Source organism: Faecalibacterium sp. AF10-46 (assembly GCF_003604105.1).
GTDB classification, from domain to species: domain Bacteria; phylum Bacillota; class Clostridia; order Oscillospirales; family Ruminococcaceae; genus Faecalibacterium; species Faecalibacterium taiwanense.
Map to the genome: position 1 here is coordinate 21049 of NZ_QVGY01000011.1, position 20616 is coordinate 41664.

18 protein-coding genes and 1 pseudogene are annotated in these 20616 nt (G+C 59.0%); 16 read left to right on the forward strand and 3 right to left on the reverse strand.

All coding sequences use genetic code 11. The features are described from left to right. The first annotated feature begins 41 nt into the window (after nucleotides 1-41). From atpA to atpC, 4 genes are read left to right on the forward strand one after another with little or no spacing between them, the layout of a single operon-like run. Nucleotides 42-1562: a F0F1 ATP synthase subunit alpha gene (gene atpA, locus DWV57_RS11360; RefSeq protein ID WP_120020851.1), complete on the forward strand. Its 1521-nt coding sequence runs from the start codon at nucleotides 42-44 to the stop codon at nucleotides 1560-1562. A gap of 17 nt (nucleotides 1563-1579) precedes the next feature. Further along, entirely contained in the window at nucleotides 1580-2428 is an 849-nt protein-coding gene (gene atpG / locus DWV57_RS11365; RefSeq protein ID WP_005938091.1) for an ATP synthase F1 subunit gamma, read from the forward strand. A gap of 26 nt (nucleotides 2429-2454) precedes the next feature. After that, the gene (gene atpD / locus DWV57_RS11370) at nucleotides 2455-3849 is read left to right on the forward strand and encodes a F0F1 ATP synthase subunit beta (protein ID WP_005938088.1); all 1395 of its coding nucleotides are present in this window, start codon (nucleotides 2455-2457) and stop codon (nucleotides 3847-3849) included. 3 nt (nucleotides 3850-3852) lie between these two features. Then, nucleotides 3853-4251, forward strand: coding sequence for an ATP synthase F1 subunit epsilon (gene atpC, locus DWV57_RS11375; protein ID WP_120020852.1), 399 nt, complete (start codon nucleotides 3853-3855; stop codon nucleotides 4249-4251). Nucleotides 4252-4322: 71 nt separating this feature from the next. On the opposite strand, the pseudogene udk reads toward atpC, so the two are convergent. Beyond that, nucleotides 4323-4951 (reverse strand): annotated as a pseudogene (gene udk / locus DWV57_RS11380) (uridine kinase). Nucleotides 4952-5135: 184 nt separating this feature from the next. On the opposite strand from udk, the gene DWV57_RS11385 reads away from it, so the two are divergent. Next, a complete protein-coding gene (locus tag DWV57_RS11385) occupies nucleotides 5136-6755 on the forward strand; it encodes a phospholipase D-like domain-containing protein (protein WP_120020853.1) in 1620 nt (539 codons plus the stop codon). Nucleotides 6756-6868: 113 nt separating this feature from the next. Here the strand turns inward: DWV57_RS11385 and DWV57_RS11390 are convergent, their stop codons facing one another. Further along, nucleotides 6869-7156 carry a zinc-ribbon domain containing protein gene (locus DWV57_RS11390; RefSeq protein ID WP_005921120.1) on the reverse strand — a complete coding sequence of 96 codons (288 nt, stop codon included), beginning with the start codon at nucleotides 7154-7156 and terminating at the stop codon, nucleotides 6869-6871. 307 nt (nucleotides 7157-7463) lie between these two features. Continuing rightward, nucleotides 7464-8660 carry an acetate kinase gene (locus DWV57_RS11395; RefSeq protein ID WP_120020854.1) on the reverse strand — a complete coding sequence of 399 codons (1197 nt, stop codon included), beginning with the start codon at nucleotides 8658-8660 and terminating at the stop codon, nucleotides 7464-7466. 255 nt (nucleotides 8661-8915) lie between these two features. On the opposite strand from DWV57_RS11395, the gene DWV57_RS11400 reads away from it, so the two are divergent. The 11 genes from DWV57_RS11400 to rplC all read left to right on the forward strand — a co-directional run bounded on the left by DWV57_RS11400 (nucleotide 8916) and on the right by rplC (nucleotide 20610). After that, complete coding sequence (locus DWV57_RS11400; RefSeq protein ID WP_120020855.1) at nucleotides 8916-10121, forward strand: nucleotidyltransferase family protein; 1206 nt, start codon at nucleotides 8916-8918, stop codon at nucleotides 10119-10121. Between the two features lie 137 nt (nucleotides 10122-10258). Next, the gene (locus tag DWV57_RS11405) at nucleotides 10259-11575 is read left to right on the forward strand and encodes an NAD(P)-dependent oxidoreductase (RefSeq protein ID WP_118526569.1); all 1317 of its coding nucleotides are present in this window, start codon (nucleotides 10259-10261) and stop codon (nucleotides 11573-11575) included. Nucleotides 11576-11728: 153 nt separating this feature from the next. Beyond that, a complete protein-coding gene (locus tag DWV57_RS11410) occupies nucleotides 11729-13276 on the forward strand; it encodes a DUF1538 domain-containing protein (RefSeq protein WP_118526571.1) in 1548 nt (515 codons plus the stop codon). A 12-nt stretch (nucleotides 13277-13288) separates the two neighbouring features. Beyond that, on the forward strand, nucleotides 13289-13990 hold the full coding sequence (locus tag DWV57_RS11415; RefSeq protein WP_120020856.1) for a P-II family nitrogen regulator: 702 nt from the start codon (nucleotides 13289-13291) through the stop codon (nucleotides 13988-13990). 114 nt (nucleotides 13991-14104) lie between these two features. Further along, nucleotides 14105-14974 (forward strand): YitT family protein, encoded by an 870-nt coding sequence (locus DWV57_RS11420; protein ID WP_044953275.1) that lies wholly within the window; start codon nucleotides 14105-14107, stop codon nucleotides 14972-14974. A 108-nt stretch (nucleotides 14975-15082) separates the two neighbouring features. After that, a complete protein-coding gene (locus DWV57_RS11425; protein WP_005938058.1) occupies nucleotides 15083-15337 on the forward strand; it encodes a DUF1858 domain-containing protein in 255 nt (84 codons plus the stop codon). A 1-nt stretch (nucleotide 15338) separates the two neighbouring features. Further along, on the forward strand, nucleotides 15339-16049 hold the full coding sequence (locus DWV57_RS11430) for a class I SAM-dependent methyltransferase (protein WP_120020857.1): 711 nt from the start codon (nucleotides 15339-15341) through the stop codon (nucleotides 16047-16049). An 88-nt stretch (nucleotides 16050-16137) separates the two neighbouring features. Further along, nucleotides 16138-16914: a Nif3-like dinuclear metal center hexameric protein gene (locus DWV57_RS11435; RefSeq protein ID WP_120020858.1), complete on the forward strand. Its 777-nt coding sequence runs from the start codon at nucleotides 16138-16140 to the stop codon at nucleotides 16912-16914. A gap of 192 nt (nucleotides 16915-17106) precedes the next feature. Next, nucleotides 17107-18861: an NFACT RNA binding domain-containing protein gene (locus tag DWV57_RS11440; protein ID WP_120020859.1), complete on the forward strand. Its 1755-nt coding sequence runs from the start codon at nucleotides 17107-17109 to the stop codon at nucleotides 18859-18861. 707 nt (nucleotides 18862-19568) lie between these two features. Further along, nucleotides 19569-19880 carry a 30S ribosomal protein S10 gene (rpsJ, locus tag DWV57_RS11445; protein WP_005934923.1) on the forward strand — a complete coding sequence of 104 codons (312 nt, stop codon included), beginning with the start codon at nucleotides 19569-19571 and terminating at the stop codon, nucleotides 19878-19880. A gap of 97 nt (nucleotides 19881-19977) precedes the next feature. Next, a complete protein-coding gene (rplC, locus tag DWV57_RS11450) occupies nucleotides 19978-20610 on the forward strand; it encodes a 50S ribosomal protein L3 (RefSeq protein WP_005938036.1) in 633 nt (210 codons plus the stop codon). Nucleotides 20611-20616: the final 6 nt, after the last annotated feature.

Genomic DNA, 20616 nt, shown 5'->3' on the forward strand with positions numbered 1-20616 from the left:
ACCCGAAAGATTTTTAAGAATTGAGTGGTGAACAAACAAAGATGCAACTGAAACCTGAAGAGATCTCCAAGATCATCCGTGCGCAGATCAAGCATTACGAAAATGCCATCGAGCAGAGCGAGACCGGCACGGTCATTATGGTGGGCGACGGAATCGCCCGCGCCAGTGGTCTGGAAAAGTGCATGGCAGGTGAGCTGCTTCAGTTTGATAACGGCGAATACGGCATGGCCCAAAATCTGGAGGAGAACACCGTCTCCATCGTTCTGCTGGGCTCCGACGTCGGCATCAAGGAAGGCAGCACTGTCAAGCGCACCGGCAAGGTGGTGTCCGTGCCGGTGGGCGAAGCCATGATCGGCCGCGTGGTCAACGCGCTGGGCCAGCCCATCGACGGCGCAGGCCCCATCGAGACCACCGAGTTCCGCGCCATTGAAAGCCGCGCTCCCGGCATCATCGACCGTCAGCCGGTCAAAGAGCCGCTGCAGACCGGCATCAAGGCCATCGACTCCATGATCCCCATTGGCCGCGGCCAGCGCGAGCTGATCATCGGCGACCGCCAGACCGGCAAGACCACCATCGCCTCCGATACCATCATCAACCAGAAGGGCAAGGACGTCATCTGCATTTACGTTGCCATCGGTCAGAAGCGCTCTACCGTGGCAAACCTTGTGCAGAGCCTGACCGAGGCCGGCGCTATGGGCTACACCATCGTGGTGTCCGCAACGGCATCCGAGCTTTCGCCCCTGCAGTATATCGCACCCTACTCCGGCTGTGCCATGGGCGAATATTTCATGCATCAGGGCAAGCATGTCCTCATCATCTACGACGATCTGTCCAAGCACGCCGTGGCCTACCGTGCACTGTCGCTGCTGATCCGCCGTCCCCCGGGACGTGAGGCCTACCCCGGCGACGTGTTCTATCTGCACTCTCGTCTGCTGGAACGCGCGGCCAAGCTCTCCAATGAGCTGGGCGGCGGCAGCCTGACGGCTCTGCCCATCATCGAGACGCAGGCGGGCGATGTTTCCGCCTACATCCCCACGAATGTCATTTCCATCACCGATGGTCAGATCTTCCTGGAGACGGAGCTGTTCCACTCCGGTGTCATGCCGGCAGTCAACCCCGGCATCTCGGTGTCCCGTGTGGGCGGCAATGCCCAGATCAAGGCCATGAAGAAGGTCGCCGGCACTCTGAAGCTGATCTACTCCCAGTACCGCGAGCTGCAGAGCTTTGCACAGTTCGGTTCCGATCTGGATGCCGACACCAAGGCCCGCCTTGCACAAGGTGAGCGCATCGTGGAAGTGCTCAAGCAGAACCGTTCCGCTCCCGTGCCTGTGGAAAAGCAGGTGGCCATCCTGTATGCGACCATTCACGATCACCTTGTGAAGGTCAAGGTGCCGGACGTGGCCGAGTATGAGAAGGGCCTGTACGAATATCTGGACAACAATGCTGCGGGTGCCGCCGTCATGGAGACCATCCGCACCACCGGCAATCTGGATAAGGACACTGAGGAGCAGCTTAAGAGCGTGCTCACGGCCTACACCGAAAGCTTCGTCAAAGCGCACTAAGGAAGGAGGCGTAACGCATGGCTGGTTCCATGAAGGACATCAAGCTGCGCATCAAAAGCGTAGAGAGCACCATGCAGATCACCAAGGCAATGGAACTGGTGGCTTCCTCCAAAATGCGCCGCGCCAAGGAACGGGTGGAGCACAGCCGCCCCTACTTTGAAACGCTGCATGAGACTTTGACCAAGATCGCCGCGGCCGACCCCCGCGCCCGCAACCCCTACCTGCGCCGTGACGAAGTGAAGCGCACCCTGCTCATCGTGATCGCAGGCGACCGCGGCCTTGCCGGTGGATACAATTCCAACGTGCTCAAGCAGGCCGGGGCCGAAGAAGGCGAAGTGCTGGTGCTGCCCATCGGCAAGCGCTCGGCAGAGTATTTCGTCCACCACGAGGTGCCCCTGTTCACGCAGGAGGTGCTGCTGGCGGCAGATGTCTCGGTGGGCGAGTGCTTCCAGCTGTCCCGCCAGATCACCGAGGGCTACCTCAAGGGCGAGTACGATGCGGTAAAGATCTGCTACACCCGGTTCGATTCCATGATGACCCAGACTGCAGCCACCATGGAGGTGCTGCCGCTGTCCATCGAACCTACCGAGCAGCAGAAGGCGGATGCCCGCCGCAGCCAGATCCTGTACAAGCCCAGCAGCGAGGAAGTATTCAGCGCGATCATCCCGGAGTATGTGGCAGGCATCGTCTACGGTGCCGTGTGCGAGAGCGTAGCCAGTGAGCTTGCCGCCCGCCGCACTGCCATGGATGCCGCCACCAAGAACGCCGGTGAGATGATCGACCATTTGAACCTGTATTATAACCGTGCCCGTCAGGCTGCCATCACGCAGGAGATCACCGAGATCGTGGCCGGCGCGGAGATTTAAAACCTATCAAAAAGGAGTTGTAGCCTATGTCCGAAAAACATATCGGCAAGGTGCTCCAGGTCATCGGCCCGGTGCTGGACATCCAGTTTGAGGATGGCCAGCTGCCGGAGCTGCTCAACGCCATCGAGATCGACAACCACGGCGAAAAGCTGGTGGTCGAGGTGGCACAGCACACCGGCGATAACGTGGTGCGCTGCATTGCAATGAACAGCACCGATGGTCTGGTGCGCGGCACCGAAGCCGTGGATACCGGCGAACCCATCAAAGTGCCCGTGGGCGACCAGTGTCTGGGCCGCGTGTTCAACCTGCTGGGTGAGCCCGTGGACAACAAGCCCGCCCCGGCCCCGGAGGCCTACTGGCCCATCCACCGCCCTGCTCCCAGCTACGAGGAGCAGCAGTCCACCACCGAGATCCTGGAGACCGGCATCAAGGTCGTGGACCTGATCTGCCCCTACGCAAAGGGCGGCAAGATCGGTCTGTTCGGCGGTGCAGGCGTCGGCAAGACGGTCCTGATCCAGGAGCTGATCTATAACATCGCCACCGAGCACAACGGCTACTCGGTGTTCACCGGTGTTGGCGAGCGCACCCGTGAGGGCAACGACCTGTACGGCGAAATGACCGAGAGTGGCGTTATCAACAAGACTGCGCTGGTCTATGGCCAGATGAACGAACCCCCGGGAGCCCGTATGCGCGTGGCACTGTCCGGCCTGACCATGGCGGAGTATTTCCGCGATGTGAAGAATCAGGATGTGCTGCTCTTCATCGATAACATCTTCCGCTTCACGCAGGCAGGCTCTGAGGTGTCCGCACTGCTGGGCCGTATGCCCTCTGCCGTCGGCTACCAGCCCACGCTGGCCACCGAGATGGGCGCTCTGCAGGAGCGCATCACCTCCACCCGCAAGGGTTCCATCACCTCGGTGCAGGCCGTCTACGTGCCCGCCGACGACCTGACCGACCCGGCCCCTGCCACCACCTTTACCCATCTGGATGCCACCACGGTCCTGAGCCGTGACATTGCTTCGCAGGGCATCTATCCCGCTGTGGACCCGCTGGATTCCACCAGCCGCATCCTCAGCCCGGAGGTCGTGGGTCAGGAGCACTACGAGATCGCCCGCGCCGTCCAGAAGGTGCTGCAGCGCTACAAGGAGCTGCAGGACATCATTGCCATCATGGGCATGGACGAGCTGAGCGAGGAAGACAAGCGCACGGTCAGCCGCGCCCGCAAGGTGCAGCGCTTCCTGAGCCAGAGTTTCCACGTGGCAGAGCAGTTCACCGGTATGCCCGGCCAGTATGTGCCGCTCAAGGAGACCCTGCGCGGCTTCAAGATGATCCTGAACGGCGAGTGCGACGAGCTGCCCGAGAGCGCATTCCTGTTCGCGGGCACCATCGATGACGTGTTCGCAAAAGCGAAGAAAGGGTAAACCATGACGACCTTTCATCTGACGGTGGTCACGCCGGACGGCTGCGCTTTTGACGGGCAGGCCGAGCGCATCGTCTGCCGCGCCATTGACGGCGATCTGGCCATCCTTGCCAAACACGGGGATTACTGCACCGCGCTGGGCATGGGCGAAGCCCATATCGTGGATGCCGAGGGCCAGCGCCGCCGCGCCGCCTGCATGGGCGGGCTGCTGAGCGTGCTGGATGGCGAAGTGCGTCTGGTCGCCACCACATGGGAGTGGGCCGAGGAGATCGATCAGGCCCGCGCCGAGGCTTCCAAGAAGCGCGCGGAGGAGATCCTTGCGCAGAAGAACCTCGACCAGAAGGACTACGAGCTGGCTCAGGCGCGTCTCAAGCGCGCACTGGTGCGTACCTCTATCCACTGAGATAAGAAAAAAGGAGCCATTGCACCAACTGTGCGGTGGCTCCTTTTGCGTGCAAAAAATGAAGTGGAAATTTACACCATGTTTGCCTTTTCGATCAGGCTGCGGATGTGGTGAGCCAGCATTTCAATGGCGGTGGTGTTCTCGCCGCCGTTGGGCACAATGATGTCTGCATTGCGCTTGCTGGGTTCCACAAAGGCCTCGTGCATAGGCTTGACGGTGGTCAGGTACTGCTCGATCACGCTGTCCAGACTGCGGCCGCGCTCCTTCACGTCGCGTACCAGACGGCGCAGGATGCGCTCGTCGGCATCGGTATCCACAAAGATCTTGTAGTCGAACAGGGCGCACAGCTCCGGCTCCACAAAGGGCAGGATGCCTTCCACGATCAGCACCGGTGCGGGCTCGATGTGCTGTCCTTGTCGCTGCGGTTGTGGTTGGAGTAGTCGTACACCGGGCAGTCGATGGCGCGGCCTGCCTTCAGCTCCTGCAGATGGTAGATCAGCAAAGCGTTGTCAAAAGCATCCGGGTGGTCGTAGTTCAGCTTGCAGCGCTCCTCAAAGGGCAGCTCGTCGTGGCGCTTGTAATAGCTGTCGTGGGAGATCAGGCGCACTTCATCCTCGCCAAAACGCTCCTTCAGCCGCAGAGCAAGGGTGGTCTTGCCGCTGCCGGAGCCGCCTGCAATGCCAATGATCAGATTATTCATAGGGGTCCCTCCTGCATCATCCTGCCGTTTTGGGTGGAAAAAAGGGCAGGAATGGATTATAATAGGTACAAAGCTGCCTGTCCGGGACACAGCGCCGGGCGGGCTTGTTCCTGTACATCATAACACAAACCGGCACATTTTTACAGCCCCAGGGCTGCAAATGTGTGAGATAAGGGAAAATGCCATGCAGAAAAAACAATTTCAGCAAAATATGAAGGACAAGGTCCGGGTGTTTGAGGATGGCGGCATCCGCCTGCTCAAACGGGGACAGAAGGGCGTGGTACACGCTATTTTCAGCCGTTTTGGCCTAGTGCTGGTTCTGCTGCTTTTACAGGCGTTCGCGCTGTTCAGCCTGCTGCAGTGGTTCGGCGAGCTGCTGCCGCATTATTTTGGCGGCACCCTGCTGGTAACAGCGGCAATGATGGTCTATCTGCTCAATCAGGACATGGACAACAGCGTGCGCATTACATGGCTGGTGGTCACAGCGCTGATGCCGGTGCTGGGCGTGCCGCTGTTCTGGTACACCAAAAGTGATGTGGGCCACAATGCCCTGAAGCACCGCCTGCTGGATCTGGAGGGCCAGACCCGCGCCCAGCTGCCGCAGAATGAGCAGACCGTGGAGCTTTTGCAGGAGCAGGCACCCGAAGCGATGCCGCTGGCACGGTATCTGCGGGGCAAGGGAGGCGGTTTTCCGGTCTATGCCGACACGGTGGCCACCTACTTCAACGGCGGCGAAGCCATGTTCGATGAAATGCTGCGCCAGCTGGAAACGGCAAAAAAGTACATCTTTCTGGAATATTTCATCGTGGATGAAGGCCTGATGTGGGGCCGCATTCTGGAAGTGCTGGCACGCAAGGCGGCGCAGGGGGTGGATGTGCGGGTGATGTATGACGGCACCTGTGAGTTTTCCACCCTGCCGCGGGATTACCCCAGCCGGCTGGAAGCGCTGGGCATCCAGTGCAAGGTGTTCTCGCCGGTCACGCCCTTTGTTTCCACTCACTACAACTACCGCGACCACCGCAAAATTCTGGTCATTGATGGCCAAGTGGGCTTTACCGGCGGCGTGAATCTGGCAGATGAGTACATCAACCACATAGAAAAGTATGGCCGCTGGAAGGACTCGGCCCTGATGCTGGAAGGCGAAGGCGTGCGCTCCATGACGGCGCTGTTCCTGCAGATGTGGTGCATCCTGCGTCAGCCGGAGTTTGAGCAGTTCCTGTCCGATCCCATCCCGGCGGCAGCAAACGCCAAGGGCTTTGTGGTGCCCTACGGAGACTGCCCGCTGGACGGTGAGCGGGTGGGCGAAATGGTGTACATGGATATGCTCAACCGCGCCCGGAAGTATGTGCACATCATCACGCCGTATCTGATTTTAGACGGCGAGCTGGAAACGGCCCTGCGCTTTGCGGCAGAGCGCGGTGTGGATGTGCACCTGATCCTGCCCGGCAAGCCGGATAAGTGGTTCGTTTATGCACTGGCCAAGACCCACTACAAGGCGCTGATTTCTTCGGGTGTGAAGATCAGCGAGTGGCAGCCCGGCTTTACCCATGCGAAGATCGTGATCGCCGACGGCGTGGAAGCTGTGGCGGGCACCATCAATCTGGACTACCGCAGCCTGTACCATCACTTTGAAAACGCGGTCTGGATGCGCGGCACCGACTGCATTGCCAACATGGAAGCGGATTTTCAGGATACGCTCACCCGGTGCCGCAGGGTGGAGCAGACGAAAGAAAGCATCTGGCAGGGCAAAAAGCTGCTGCATCTGGCGGGCATCCTGCTCAAGTTTATTGCGCCGCTGGTGTGAAAGACTCCTTCCGCCATGGCTGCGTAAGCAGACAGGAGAAGCTCTGAATACAAAAAGGCCCGCTGCCTTTCGACAGCGGGCCTTTTGTTACCGATTTAAATAAAAATCAGCGCTTAGTTCTGCTTCATGCGAGCGAAGCAGTCAGAGCAGTAGACCGGACGGTCCTCACGGGGCTGGAAGGGGACCTTGCAAGCCTTGCCGCAAGCTGCGCAGACAGCATCGAACATCTGACGCTCACCGCTGTTGCTGCGTGCGCCGCCGTTCTTGCGGGCGTCACGGCAGGGCTTGCAGCGCTGGGGCTGATTCTCGAAGCCGCGAGATGCGTAGAACTCCTGCTCACCAGCAGTCCAAACAAATTCCTTACCGCAGTCCTTGCAGACCAGAGTCTTGTCTTCAAACATAGTAGTATCTCCTCTTTAGTTAGTTCTTGCCCACGGAAGGATTGTAACCATACCTTTGGTTTTGGGACCATCGCGCTGATCAGTAAGCTTACCAGGGGCTTGAATGAATGGACGTCCTCCAATTGAGGACTTTTCTATTGTACCGTTCTTTTTGAAATTTGTCAACCAAAAAACAACCATTCGCCTTGCTATTTGTATAGATAGCACAATCCGACAGGGCTGATTTGGGTAAAATAACTGCCGGAAGATGAAAAGGGGCTGCCGCACATTCCGTGCAGCAGCCCCTGCAAAGCCCTTTGGAAAACGATTACTTCTCGAGGACTTCCTTGGTGTCGCGGGCGATCATCAGCTCCTCGTCGGTAGCAATGACCAGAGTGCGCACCTTTGCGCCCCAGGCAGTGATCTCGCACACATCGCCCACGGGGTGCTTGTTCTTCTCGGTATCGATGCGGATGCCCAGCCAATCCATGTGGTGGCAGACTTTTGCACGGGCGATCGCGTCGTGCTCGCCGATGCCGCCGGTAAAGACGATGGCATCCACGCCGCCCATGGCAGCGATGTAAGCGCCAACGGTCTTCTTGATCTGATAGTTCAGCATATCAGAGGCCAGAATAGCACGCTTGTTGCCAGCCTCAGCAGCCTCCTCCACATCACGCTTGTCGCTGGAAACACCGGAGATGCCCAGCAGGCCGGACTTCTTGTTCAGGATCTCGTCCAGCTCGTGGCCGGTGATGTTCAGGGTGTACTTCAGGTAGTTGACCACAGAGGGGTCCAGGTCGCCGCAGCGGGTGCCCATCATCAGGCCGGCCAGCGGGGTCATGCCCATGGAGGTGTCCACGACCTTGCCCTGATCCACAGCGGCAATGGAGGAACCGTTGCCCAGATGGCAGGTGATCAGCTTCAGGCGCTCAATGGGCTCTTCCAGATACTCGGCAGCCTTGTGCGCAACGTACTTGTGGCTGGTGCCGTGGAAGCCGTAGCGGCGCACGCCGTACTTCTCATAGTACTCATACGGAATGGCGTACATATAAGCCTTCGGAGGCATGGTGCTGTGGAAAGCGGTATCGAACACAGCCACCATGGGGATGTTGCCGAACACCTTGCGTGCGGCCTCGATGCCCAGAATGCCGGCGGGGTTGTGCAGGGGAGCCAGAGGGCTCAGCTCGCGGATGGTCTCGATGACCTCGTCGGTGATCAGGCAGCTCTCCTTGAACTTCTCGCCGCCGTGCACGACACGGTGACCGATGGCATCGATCTCGCTCACGTCGTTGATGCACTTGCCTTCGCCGGTGGTCATCTTCTTCACGACCTCGGCAAATGCCTCGGTGTGGGTGGGGAAGATGGCGGGCGTGGTGGCCTTGTGGCCGTTTGCCTCATGGGTAATCATGCTGCTTTCCATGCCAATGCGCTCGCACAGGCCCTTGCACAGCACCTTCTCGCCGTCCATATCGATCAGCTGATACTTCAGAGAAGAAGAGCCGCAGTTAATAACCAGAACTTTCATCTGTGTTGCCTCCTGTATGTTTTTGGTCTGCCCTCTTTTTAAACCTGAGGACAGAATTTTACAGATTCCTGTGTTTATTATATAATAGGGTGGGCGGCTTTTCAAGCCGCAACCCGGGCAAAGCGGTAAAGCTTGTGTACAAGGTTTTTGTACATCCTGCCCACAAATGCGCAAAACCACTGCAGTTTTCTGTATATACGATATAAATTTAACAATCTTTCCGAGGGCGCAGCAGCCCTGCAGAGGAGCTCATCTATGAAATTTGCCGGTATCATTGCAGAGTACGACCCCTTTCACAACGGCCATGCATGGCAGCTGGCGCAGGCAAAAGCGCTGGGAGCACAGCATGTGGCGGTGGCCATGAGCTGCGGGCTGACCCAGCGCGGCGCACTGCCGCTGCTGCCGGAAACGGTGCGGGTGCAGGCCGCCCTGCAGTGCGGGGCAGATCTGATATTTGCGCTGCCTGCGCCCTGTGCCTGTGCGGGGGCAGAGGCTTTTGCCCGGGCGGGGGTGCGCATCCTTGCCGCCGCCGGGTGCGATGCGCTGGTGTTCGGGGCAGAGATGCCGGACGCAGCCCTGCTGATGGAAGCTGCCCGGGTGCTGTGCAGCGCAGCCTACCGCACCGAGCTGAAACGCCAGCTTGCGGCCGGGGCGCGCAGCTTTGCGGCGGCGCGGCAAGCGGCGGTGGAAGCGCTTTGTCCGGGCACGGCGCTGGCCGCGCTACTGGATAAGCCCAACAACAATCTGGCAGTGGAATACTGCAAGGCCATTCTGGAACAGGAGGCACCCATGACCCCGGTGCCGCTGCCCCGCGTGGGGGCGGGCCACGGGCAGGCCCTTGCCGAAAGCGGCCACGCACAGTTTGCCAGCGCCAGCGCGCTGCGTGCCCTCTGGGCAGAGCAGGGCGCGGATGCGCTGACTCCTTATGTGCCGGAAAAAGCACTGGAGCTGTATAAAAAAGCGGAAATCGACGGAATGTATACGGATCATGCCGCTGCGGGCCGGTGTGAGCTGGCTCTGCTGCGGGCGGCCTGTGCCCGGCCGGAACCTTTTGCCGCAGTGCGGGGCGTTTCCGAGGGATTGGACCACCGGCTGGAAAACGCCGTGCGCAGCTGCACCGGCCTGCCCCAGCTGCTGGACGCGCTGACCACTGTGCGTTACCCCCGCGCCCGGATGCGCCGCCTTGCCATGGATGCTGCACTGGGCTATACGGCAGATACAGTGCCCGCTCTGCCGCCCTATCTGCACCTGCTGGGGGCAAGGCGGGAAGCACTTGTGCTGCTGAAGCATGCATCCCTGCCGCTGAGCCACTCGCTGGCAAAGCTGGAAAAAGAAAATGCAGACTGCGCCCGCATGGCGGCGGCACAGGCAGCAGCCAGCGATTTTGGCGCACTGTGCCGCCGGGTGCCCGGGCCGATGGGGGGAGTATATCGTCAAAAAAATATCTTTTTGACGAATTGACAAAAAATAATCGAAAAAATTTTATGCAGAAACACTTGTGCCCGGACGGTTTGTGGTGTATGATTAAAGCAATGCAATGTTGGATACAACAAATGAGAATGGAATCAGAAAACCGCACGCAATAAGGAGGAAACTTCATGGCACTTCATGTTCTGGACGAAGCCAACCGCTGTCTGGGCTGCAAAAAGCCGCTGTGCCAGCAGGGCTGCCCCATCCACACCAACATCCCGGAGGTCATTCGGCTGCTCAAGGCAAACCAGATGGACGAAGCTGGCAGGATGCTGTTTGAGAATAACCCGCTGACCACCGTTTGTGCGTTGGTGTGCAACCACGAGAACCAATGCGAGGGCCACTGCGTGCGCAACCGGATGCCCAGCCACGACCCGGTGCACTTCTCCATTATTGAGGACTACATTTCCACGACCTACGCCAACAAAATGACCGCCGGCCCTGCCCCCAAAAACGGCATGAAGGCGGCAGTCGTTGGCTCCGGCCCGGCGGGCCTGACCATTGCGGTGCTGCTGGCACGCTGGGGCTACGATGTGACCATCTTTGATGCCCGCGATAAAATTGGCGGCGTCATGCGCTACGGTATCCCCAACTATCGCCTGCCGGACAGCGTGCTGGACGATTTCCAGTACCGCCATCTGGAGCTGAAGGGCATCAAGGTGCGGCCCAACACCACCATCGGCAAGACCATCACCATCGATGATCTGTTCCGCGACGGCTACAAGAGCGTGTTCATCGGTGCCGGTCTGTGGAAGGCCAACGCCATGCATATCAAGGGCGAAACTTTGGGAAATGTAGCTTTTGGCATCGACTATCTGGCAAACTCCAAGGCGTTCCGTCTGGGCAGCGATATTGCCGTGATCGGCGTGGGCAACTCTGCCATGGACTGCGCCCGCACCGCCATCCGCAACGGTGCCCGCCACGTCACCTGCTATGCCCGCCGCGACGAGAGCTGCATCAGCGCCTCCGAGTACGAGGTGAGCTATGCAAAGCTGGAGGGCGTGGGCTTCCGCTTCTGCAAAGCACCGGTGGAGATCCGGGAGAACGGCCTGATCTGCCGCGATACCGTCAAGGGCGAAGATGGCAGGTTCACTCAGGTGGAGGGCAGTGAGATTTTCTACCCCCACACCGGCGTGATCGTGTCGGTCAGTCAGGGCTCGGAGAGCAACCTCGTCAAGACCACCACCGGCATCGAGACCAACCAGAAGGGTCTGCTCACCGTCAGCGAGGACGGCAGCACCACCCGCGAGGGCGTATTTGCCGGCGGCGATGCCGTGATGGGCGCACGCACCGTGGTGGAGGCGGTGGCTGTGGCCAAGAAGGTGGCCGAATCCATGGATGCCTACATGAAGAGCCTGCCTGCAGAAGAAGTGGCTGACCCCTATGCCAATATCCCGGTGTTCCAGACCCCCACTTCGGACGTGCTGGCAAAGCAGGAGATCTGACGAAATAAAGACAAACTTGGAAGAAACTGTAAAGCTTCTGCGTCTTTGCCGATCTTTGCCGCTCCGTTTGTTGACGGGGCGGCTTTTGCCTTGTATACTATTCATATACTTACTCCTGATTTGTACAAACTGGATATAAAACGGTGAAAGGCGGTGGACGCTATCCTGAAAGCATCCCTCCCGAAACTGCGGGAAAAATTATTGGAAGCGCTGCAGGCAGTGCTGCCCATTGCAGCCATCGTGCTGGTGCTCTGTTTTACCATTGCGCCGGTGTCGCCCAGCATCCTGCTGTGCTTTTTGCTGGGTGCCGCCATGATCGTGGTGGGCATCATGTTCTTCACACTGGGCGCGGAGATGAGCATGACCCCCATGGGCGAGCGCGTGGGTGCGGTGATCACCAAAAGCCGGAAGCTGCCGGTGATCTTGGGCATCGGCTTTCTGCTGGGCTTCCTCATCACCATTTCGGAGCCGGACCTGCAGGTGCTGGCAAATCAGGTGCCCTCCATCCCGAACCGCACCCTTATTTTATCGGTGGCGGCGGGCGTGGGCCTGTTTCTGGTGTTTGCCTTCCTGCGTATGCTCATTGGCATCTCGCTGCCAAAGCTGCTGGTGCTGTTCTACGGCATGATCTTTCTTCTGGCGGCGTTTGTGCCCAAGGAATTTCTTGCTGTGGCCTTTGACTCCGGTGGTGTGACCACCGGCCCCATGACTGTGCCCTTTATCATGGCGCTGGGCGTGGGTGTTTCGTCCATCCGCGGCGACCGCCACGCGGCGGACGACAGCTTTGGTCTGGTGGCCATGTGTTCCATCGGCCCCATTCTGGCAGTGCTCATTCTGGGCATCGTGTTCCGCGCCTCGGACAGCACCTATATCCCGCCGGTGCTGCCGGAGGTGAGCGACTCGGTGGAGCTGTGGCAGCTGTTCCATGTCAGCCTGCCTACGTATCTGGAAGAGATCGCTGTCTCGCTGCTGCCCATCATTGTGATGTTCGGCATTTTTCAATTTGCGGCTCTGCACATGGACCGCCGGTCGCTGGGCCGCATTGCGGTGGGTCTTGCGTATACCTACGTGGGCCTTGTGCTGTTCCTCACCGGCGCAAATGTGGGCTTTATGCCCGCCGGTAATTATCTGGGTCAGGTGCTGGCCGGGCAGAGCTTCCGCTGGATCATCATTCCCATTGGAATGCTCATCGGTTACTTCATCGTCAAGGCCGAGCCGGCCGTCTATGTGCTGAACAAGCAAGTGGAAGAGGTGACCGACGGTGCCATTTCGGCCAAGGCCATGGGCATGGCACTCTCGGCAGGTGTTTCCATCTCGGTGGGCCTTGCCATGGTGCGGGTGCTCACCGGTATTTCCATTTTGTGGTTCCTCGTGCCGGGCTATGTGTTTGCCATCGGCATCTCCTTTGTGGTGCCAAAGCTCTTCACAGCCATCGCGTTTGACGCGGGCGGTGTGGCTTCCGGCCCCATGACGGCTACCTTCCTGTTGCCGCTGGCACAGGGCGCATGCGTAGCGGTGGGAGGCAACATCGTCACCGACGCTTTCGGCGTGGTGGCGATGGTCGCCATGACGCCGCTCATCACGGTGCAGCTGATGGGCCTTGTGGCACAGCTGCGCACCCGCAAGGCCCGGCGGCTGCAGCCTGCGGCCGTGGGTGAGGCCTTTGCCGGACTGCCGGACGATGATATCATTGAACTGTAAGGAGGGTGCGGTATGAGTACATTGTTTTTGCTGGTCACCATCACCGACCGCCGCTCCACCGATGCCTTTCTGCAGCTGTATGAGAGCCACGGCGTGAATGTGAGCCTGCGCACTGTGGGCAGCGGCACCGCCGTGCGGGAAACGCTGGCCACGCTGGGTCTGGAAAAGACCGAGAAGGCGGTGCTGCTGGCGGTGGTGACAGAGGATACATGGAAGGCCGTCCGGACAGACCTGCGCCGCAAAATGCGCATCGACGTGCCGGGCACCGGCATTGCATTCACGGTGCCGCTGAGCAGCATCGGCGGCAGAAGGGCGCTGATGTTCCTCACCCAGCACCAGCCGCTGACATTGAAGGAGGAGAGCACCTTGAAGGATACCCGTTACGAACTGCTGCTGGTAATTGCCAATCAGGGCCACACCGGCACCATTATGGATGCCGCCCGCGCAGCAGGTGCTGGCGGTGGCACGGTGATCCACGCCAAGGGTACCGGCATGGAAGGCGCAGCCCAGTTCCTTGGCGTGGAGCTGGTGAACGAAAAGGAGCTGGTGCTCATCGTGGCCCGCACGCCGGAAAAGAACCGCATCATGAAAGCCATCATGGACGGTGCCGGGCCAAAGGCGGGCGCGATCGTGTTCTCGCTGCCGGTGACGGATACCGCCGGTCTGCGTCTGCTGGAGGACGAGGAACTGGTGCAGGAAACCTCTGCGCAGTAAACAACAAAATGTAATTTATTTCGGGATTATTCCGCATTTATGGGCGAAACGCTTGATAAATGCGGATTTTTTCGTTATCATAGAAGAAAGAAATTCAAGAATGAGGGACAAAAGATGATAAAGCTTTCATATGAGCAGCAGATCGCATTCAATTCGCTGTCCATCATCGTGGGCAATGCACTGTATGCGCTCACGGTGGTGCTGTTTCTTGTGCCGTCAGGCCTGATCACCGGCGGTGCCACCGGCATCGCACTGGGCATCAACCGTGCATTGGGACTGCCGGTGTCCGGTGTGCTGTTCGTCATCAACATGACCATGCTTACGGTGGGCTGGGTGCTGCTGGGGCGGCGCTTTGCCATCACCACCATTGCCAGCACCGTGCTCAGCCCCCTGTTTCTGGCCCTGTGGGAGCGGGTGTTCACAGGCTTTGTGCTCACCGATGATCTGGTGCTCAACACCATTTTTGCAGGCCTCGGCGTAGGCATTTCGCTGGGCATCACCATCCGGGCAGGCGCATCCACCGGCGGCATGGACATCCCTCCGCTGGTGCTGAACAAATATTTCCACATCCCGGTGTCGGCCAGTATGCTGGTGTTCGATATGCTCATCCTCTGCCTGCAGGCGGCGTTCAGCCCGCTGCAGCAGTGTCTGTACGGCATCGTGATGGTGATCGTGTATACGGTGGTGCTGGACAAGGTGCTCATCTTCGGCACTACCCGCACCGAGGTAAAGATCATCAGTCAGCACGCCGATGATATCCGTGAGGCCATCTTCACCCAGCTGGACCGCGGTGTGACCGTGCTGCATGGCGAGGGAGGCTACAGCCACGAGCCGGAGCAGGTGCTGCTGAGCATCGTGAGCAACCGCCAGCTGCCGAAGCTGGAAAAGCTGGCCCATGCCATCGACCCCACCTGCTTTATGATCGTGAGCCATGTGACCGAGGTGAGCGGGCGCGGCTTCTCGCTGGATAAGAATTACCAGTAAACGCTGAAAATCCCAGCAGATACTTGAAAAACAGTACCGGTTTAGGGTATAGTATAGAAGAACGGTAGGTTATGCCGTGATTTTACCCAACAGGAAAGGAAAACCATCATGTTTGATATTTTCAATATGCTCAAGAAGGAAGAACACAAGGACGCAAAGCAGGTGACCCGCGAGACCATCATCGGCGATATCCTGGATATGGACCAGACCACCGCTCCCTACTTCATGGAGATCGGCATGCACTGCCTGGGCTGCCCTGCATCCCGCGGCGAGAGCATCGAGGAGGCCTGTGCTGTCCACGGCGTGGACTGCGATGAGCTGATCGAGAAGCTGAACGAGCATCTGGCCGCAAAGAAGGCATAAATTGCTGCCCACACTGGATGCGCGTCTGGCTGCCGCCGCAGAGCTTGTGCGGCCGGGAGAGCCGGTGGCGGACATCGGCTGCGACCACGGCAAGCTGACGGCGGTGCTGGCGGCTTCGGGAAAATACCCGAAGGTGATCGGTGCCGACCTGCGGCCCGGCCCGCTGGCAAAGGCAGAGCAGACGCTGGAACATGCAGGCTGTAAAGACCGCGCTGAGCTTCGGCTTGGCGACGGTCTTTCTGTGCTTACGGAGAACGAAGTAGGCAGCATCGTGCTGGCGGGCGTTTCCGCCCAGACCACTTGGGAAATTTTAGAGAAAGCCCCGTGGGTGTTCACCGTGGGAGGGCCGCGGATCATCATGATCCCGGCCACCCGCCACGACGCGCTGCGCCGCTGGTTGTGGGAGCATGGCTTCTCCTTTGCGGCCGACCGCCCGGTGCAGGCGGCGGGCCGCTGGTACGCGGTGATGGCGGCGGAGTACACCGGCAGGGTGTATGCGCCCACCTTTGCCGAGTGCCTGTTTGGCAGTACGGGAGAGTGGCCCGAGGGAAAAGGCTACGCCGACTGGCAGAAGGCAAAGCTGCCCCGGATGCGCCTTGGCGTGCCGGATGGCAGCGCACTTGCGCAGGAAATCGATAGTTTATTAGCTGGCTTGCCCTCTCAGGCCGCTTCGCGTCCAGCTCTCCCAAAGGGAGAGCCTTTGGCAAAATGATGAACGCTGCATGGAATGCCAAGGCCTCTCACCATGGGAGAGGTGGCATTGCGTAAGCAATGACGGAGAGGGCGAGGATGGTGAAGATATGATAACAGTTAATCAGGTATACGAAGCAATGCAGGCCATCGCGCCGCTGGAGCTGGCGGAACACTGGGATAATCCCGGCCTGCTGGTGGACTGCGGCGGGCAGGTGCACCGGGTGCTGGCAGCACTGGACATCACCCCCGAAGTGGTGGCCGAAGCCGCCGCAAAGCAGTGTGAGATGATCGTGTCCCACCACCCGGTCATTTTTGATCCGCTCAAAAAGATCGGCCCGCAGGATGTGCCTTTCCAGCTGGTGCAGGCAGGCATTTCTGCCATCTGTATGCACACCAATCTGGATGCTGCCGAGGGCGGCGTGAACGAAGTGCTGGCAGGCATCTTTGACATGAAGAATATGGAAACCTTTGCCGAGGGCTGCGGCCGTGTGGGAGCTATTGAAGAAATCGCGGTTCCGGAGCTTGCCCGCAAGGCACAGCAGGAGCTTGCTGCGCGCTGCAACCAGCCGAAGAACGGCCCGGCGGTGCAGGTGAAGTTTGTGGATGCGGGTAAGCCGGTCAAGCGCTTGGCGGTCATCAGCGGTGCGGGCGGAAGCCTGTTTGCAGATGCCATTGCTATGGGCGCGGACTGCCTGCTGACCGGTGAAGCCAATCACCACCACGCCATCGATGCCAAGCGGCTGGGCCTTTCGCTCATTGCGGCGGGCCACTATGCCACCGAATTTCCGGTGACTGCCGCCGTGGCTGCAAAGCTGCGCGCCGCCCTGCCGGAGCTGGACGTGCTGGTGAGCACTGAAAACCGGGATCCGTATACGTATTTGTAAGGAAAAGCCGCTGCTTTTTCTTGCGGCGATTTTCCGGCTGAGATGAAGATTGCCGCTGCAGCCTCTTCTGTGAAAGAGTAATTCGGCAAAGCCCGCAGGCTTGGCCGAATTACAAATACAAATAAAAATTCCGCTGATTATGGCCAGAGCGAATGCGGTGGCCATTTAAAATCGTTAAATGAGGTAAACACTATGGCATTGGATGCCGCGACACTGGCCCTTACGGCAGCAGAGCTCAAAGCAACGCTGACCGACGCCAAGATCGCAAAACTATTTGAACCCACCCGTGATGAGCTGGTGCTCACCCTGCGTACCCGCACGGATACCTATGCGCTGCTGCTTTCGGCCCGCAGCGGTTCCGCCCGCGTGTGCCTGACCGAAGAAAGCTTTGAAAACCCGGAAACGCCGCCCTCCTTCTGTATGCTGATGCGCAAGCATCTCACCGGCGGCAGGCTGCTGGACGTGCACATGGAGCCGGGAGACCGCATCGTCTATTTTGATTTTCAGTGCACCAACGAGATGGGCGACCTTGTGCGCAACACCCTGTGTGCCGAATTGATGGGCCGCTACTCCAATCTGGTTCTGGTGCAGAACGGCAAGATCATTGACGCACTCAAGCGCGTGGATTTTGAGGACAGCGATGTGCGCCAGCTGCTGCCGGGCCTGCCCTACACCACGCCGCCCAAGCCTGCAAGACCGGACTTCCTGCTGGTGAGCAGTGCGTCCATCGTGGCAGCAGCCTGCCAGAGAGATCTGCCGGTGGCAGATGCCCTCAACAAGACCGTGGCCGGTGTTGGCCCGGTGGTCTGCCGCGAAGCTGCATGGCGTGCCTTTGACGGCGAACATCTGCCCGCCAATGAGCTGACCGAGGAACAGAAGCGCAAGCTTATGGCCGCCATCGACGAGCTGAAGGAAGAGCACGCAACCGGCGGTACGCCCTGCAGCGTCACCGACCCCAGCGGCAAGCCCATCGAGTATACCTTTTTCCGCCCGCAGCAGTACGGCGAAAAATATATTATAAAGGAGTGGCCCTCCTTCAACGCCATGCTGGAGGGCTACTACGCTGAGAAGGACCGCGCGGAACGCCTGCGCACCAAAAGCAAGGAGCTGCACAAGGCGGTGCACAATATGTACGAGCGCGCCGTGCGCAAGCAGGCCGCCCGTCAGGAAGAGCTTGCTGCCAGCGGCAAGAGCGAAAAGCTGCGTCTGTACGGTGAGCTGCTCTCGGCAAACCTCTATCTGGCCCAGAAGGGCATGAAGAGCATCACCGTGCCCAACTGGTACGACGAGGGCAAAGAGGTGACCATCCCGCTGGACCTGCGGTTCACACCCAGCCAGAACGCCCAGAATTTCTTCAAGAACTATAAAAAGAAGCAGACCGCCGCCCGGATGCTTGTGGACCTGCTGGCAGAGGGTGAAAAGGAGATCGCCTATCTGGAAACGGTGCTCTACGAGGTGGAGTCCGCTTCCGGCGAAGCGGCCCTCAACGAGATCCGGGCAGAGCTGAAGAGTCAGGGCTACCTGAAATACTACAAGCAGCGGGATAAGCGCCAGAAGCCTGCAGACTTCCTGCGGTTCACTTCCACCGATGGCTTTGAGATCCTGGTAGGCCGCAACAACGCCCAGAACGACAAGCTCACCCTGCACACCGCCCGGGGCAAAGACCTGTGGTTCCATGTGCAGAAGGCCCCCGGCAGCCACGTTGTGGTCATGAGCCGGGGCGAGGAGATCCCGGACACCACCAAGCAGGAGGCCGCGGAGCTGGCAGTCATCTACTCCAGCACCTACAGGGCGGGCGCCGGCGCCAAGGTGGCGGTGGACACCACCGAGGTGAAAAACATCTGGAAAGCCAGCGGTGCCAAACCCGGCATGGTGCTGTACGAGGTGTACACCACGGTCTATATCACGCCCCGGGATGGGCTGGAGGAGCAGCTGAAGAAGAGATAAAAAACGAACTCCTTCAGGCGCTTACGCGCCAGCTCCCTCACGGAGGGAGCCCTTGGCAGTACGGAAAAGTTTCCCTCTTTGCCAAGGGCTCTCCCTTTGGGAGAGCTGTCACGAAGTGACTGAGAGGGCGAGGCCGCTTCCCTTTATATAATAGGTATAATCCGCAGCAAAATCGTCCATACTACCTCTGCAAAAGCAGGGTAGGGGAGTTTTCCACCGGCAGAAAAGCCTGCGGATTGTGCATCTTGCACAGAAAATGCGCTCTTTGACAAAACGGAGAAAATAAAAAAGAAAATTCGTTCTTTTTTCTAAAAAACACTTGCCAAATGCACGAAGGTGTGATAGAATAACTCTCGGCTGCAAAGGGCTTGTGCGATACAAGTCGTGCAGGCCAGCGATATGCGTAGATGCGGGAGGTTGTCATCCGGCGATAGCTGCGATGGGTTATTTCCGCGGAGTATGTCCGATCTTAGAACCGGGCGAAAGAATTACTGACAGCGATGGAATACGTTCCCTCGGCAGAGAAGTTACTCCTCTGCGAAACGGGCGGAACCAATGTTCGGATTTGATTTGCTAATATGTTTCCGGGAGAACTGCCATGCGGTTCACCGGTTTTTATAGTGCCAAATCGAGGAACACCCGGAACTGTGTAGAGCAATTTATCGGCTCGCCTAGGGCAAAATCAATTTTTTCAGGAGGCGTAAGCAATGGCAGTCAAAGAGAAAATCAGAATCCGTCTGCAGAGCTATGATGCTCAGCTGATCGATGCCGCAGCAGAGAAGATCGTGGAGACCGCAAAGCACACCGGTGCACGCGTGTCCGGCCCCATCCCCCTGCCCACCGATCGTGAGATCGTTACCGTTCTGCGCGCTACCCACAAGTACAAGGATAGCCGCGAGCAGTTCGAGAGCCGCACTCATAAGCGTCTGATCGACATTCTGAAGCCGTCCAACAAGACGGTCGAGGCTCTGATGAGCCTCCAGCTCCCCGCTGGCGTGGACATCGAGATCAAGCTGTAAAAGACACTCGATCAAATTCGATGCCCTCGTTTCCCGAGGGGTCATGTTGGCAGTGACGTGCGCTGCCAACCAATAACCTTTACAGGAGGAAAAGAAAATGGTTAAAGGCATTATCGGCAAGAAAGTCGGTATGACCCAGCTGTTCGACGCGAACGGCAAGGTCGTTCCCGTCACCGTCATCGAGGCTGGTCCCTGCACCGTCGTGCAGAAGAAGACCGTCGAGAGCGATGGCTACCAGGCTGTTCAGCTGGGCTTCGGCGAGGTTTCCGCCAAGAAGGTCAACAAGGCAGCTGCAGGCCACTTCAAGAAGGCAAACGTTGCCCCCAAGAAGACCCTGCGCGAGTTCCGTCTGGAAGATGTTTCCGCAATGAACGTTGGCGACGTGCTGAAGGCTGATGTCTTCGCAGAGGGCGACAAGGTGGACGTTGTGGGCGTTTCCAAGGGCAAGGGCTACCAGGGCGTTATCAAGCGCTACGGTCAGCACCGTCTGCGTGAGAGCCACGGCACCGGTCCTGTTGCTCGTCATGCAGGTTCTAACGGTTCCACTTCTACCCCTGCTCGCGTGTTCCCCGGCAAGCGCCTGCCCGGCCACATGGGCTTTGTGCGCGTCACCGTGCAGAACCTGACTGTTGTCAAGGTTGACACCGAGAACAATCTGATCGCTGTCAAGGGTGCGGTCCCCGGTTCCAAGGGCACCATCATCACTCTGGCCAACAGCGTGAAGGCGTAAGGAGGA

Coding starts and splice junctions, on each gene's coding strand:
- rplC (WP_005938036.1), top strand. CDS start 19,978: ATGGTTAAAGGCATTATCGGCAAGAAAGTCGGTATGACCCAGCTGTTC.
- DWV57_RS11405 (WP_118526569.1), top strand. CDS start 10,259: ATGGCACTTCATGTTCTGGACGAAGCCAACCGCTGTCTGGGCTGCAAA.
- DWV57_RS11400 (WP_120020855.1), top strand. CDS start 8,916: ATGAAATTTGCCGGTATCATTGCAGAGTACGACCCCTTTCACAACGGC.
- DWV57_RS11415 (WP_120020856.1), top strand. CDS start 13,289: ATGAGTACATTGTTTTTGCTGGTCACCATCACCGACCGCCGCTCCACC.
- rpsJ (WP_005934923.1), top strand. CDS start 19,569: ATGGCAGTCAAAGAGAAAATCAGAATCCGTCTGCAGAGCTATGATGCT.
- atpG (WP_005938091.1), top strand. CDS start 1,580: ATGGCTGGTTCCATGAAGGACATCAAGCTGCGCATCAAAAGCGTAGAG.
- DWV57_RS11440 (WP_120020859.1), top strand. CDS start 17,107: ATGGCATTGGATGCCGCGACACTGGCCCTTACGGCAGCAGAGCTCAAA.
- atpA (WP_120020851.1), top strand. CDS start 42: ATGCAACTGAAACCTGAAGAGATCTCCAAGATCATCCGTGCGCAGATC.
- DWV57_RS11425 (WP_005938058.1), top strand. CDS start 15,083: ATGTTTGATATTTTCAATATGCTCAAGAAGGAAGAACACAAGGACGCA.
- DWV57_RS11385 (WP_120020853.1), top strand. CDS start 5,136: ATGCAGAAAAAACAATTTCAGCAAAATATGAAGGACAAGGTCCGGGTG.
- atpC (WP_120020852.1), top strand. CDS start 3,853: ATGACGACCTTTCATCTGACGGTGGTCACGCCGGACGGCTGCGCTTTT.
- DWV57_RS11420 (WP_044953275.1), top strand. CDS start 14,105: ATGATAAAGCTTTCATATGAGCAGCAGATCGCATTCAATTCGCTGTCC.
- DWV57_RS11395 (WP_120020854.1), bottom strand. CDS start 8,660: ATGAAAGTTCTGGTTATTAACTGCGGCTCTTCTTCTCTGAAGTATCAG.
- DWV57_RS11435 (WP_120020858.1), top strand. CDS start 16,138: ATGATAACAGTTAATCAGGTATACGAAGCAATGCAGGCCATCGCGCCG.
- DWV57_RS11390 (WP_005921120.1), bottom strand. CDS start 7,156: ATGTTTGAAGACAAGACTCTGGTCTGCAAGGACTGCGGTAAGGAATTT.
- atpD (WP_005938088.1), top strand. CDS start 2,455: ATGTCCGAAAAACATATCGGCAAGGTGCTCCAGGTCATCGGCCCGGTG.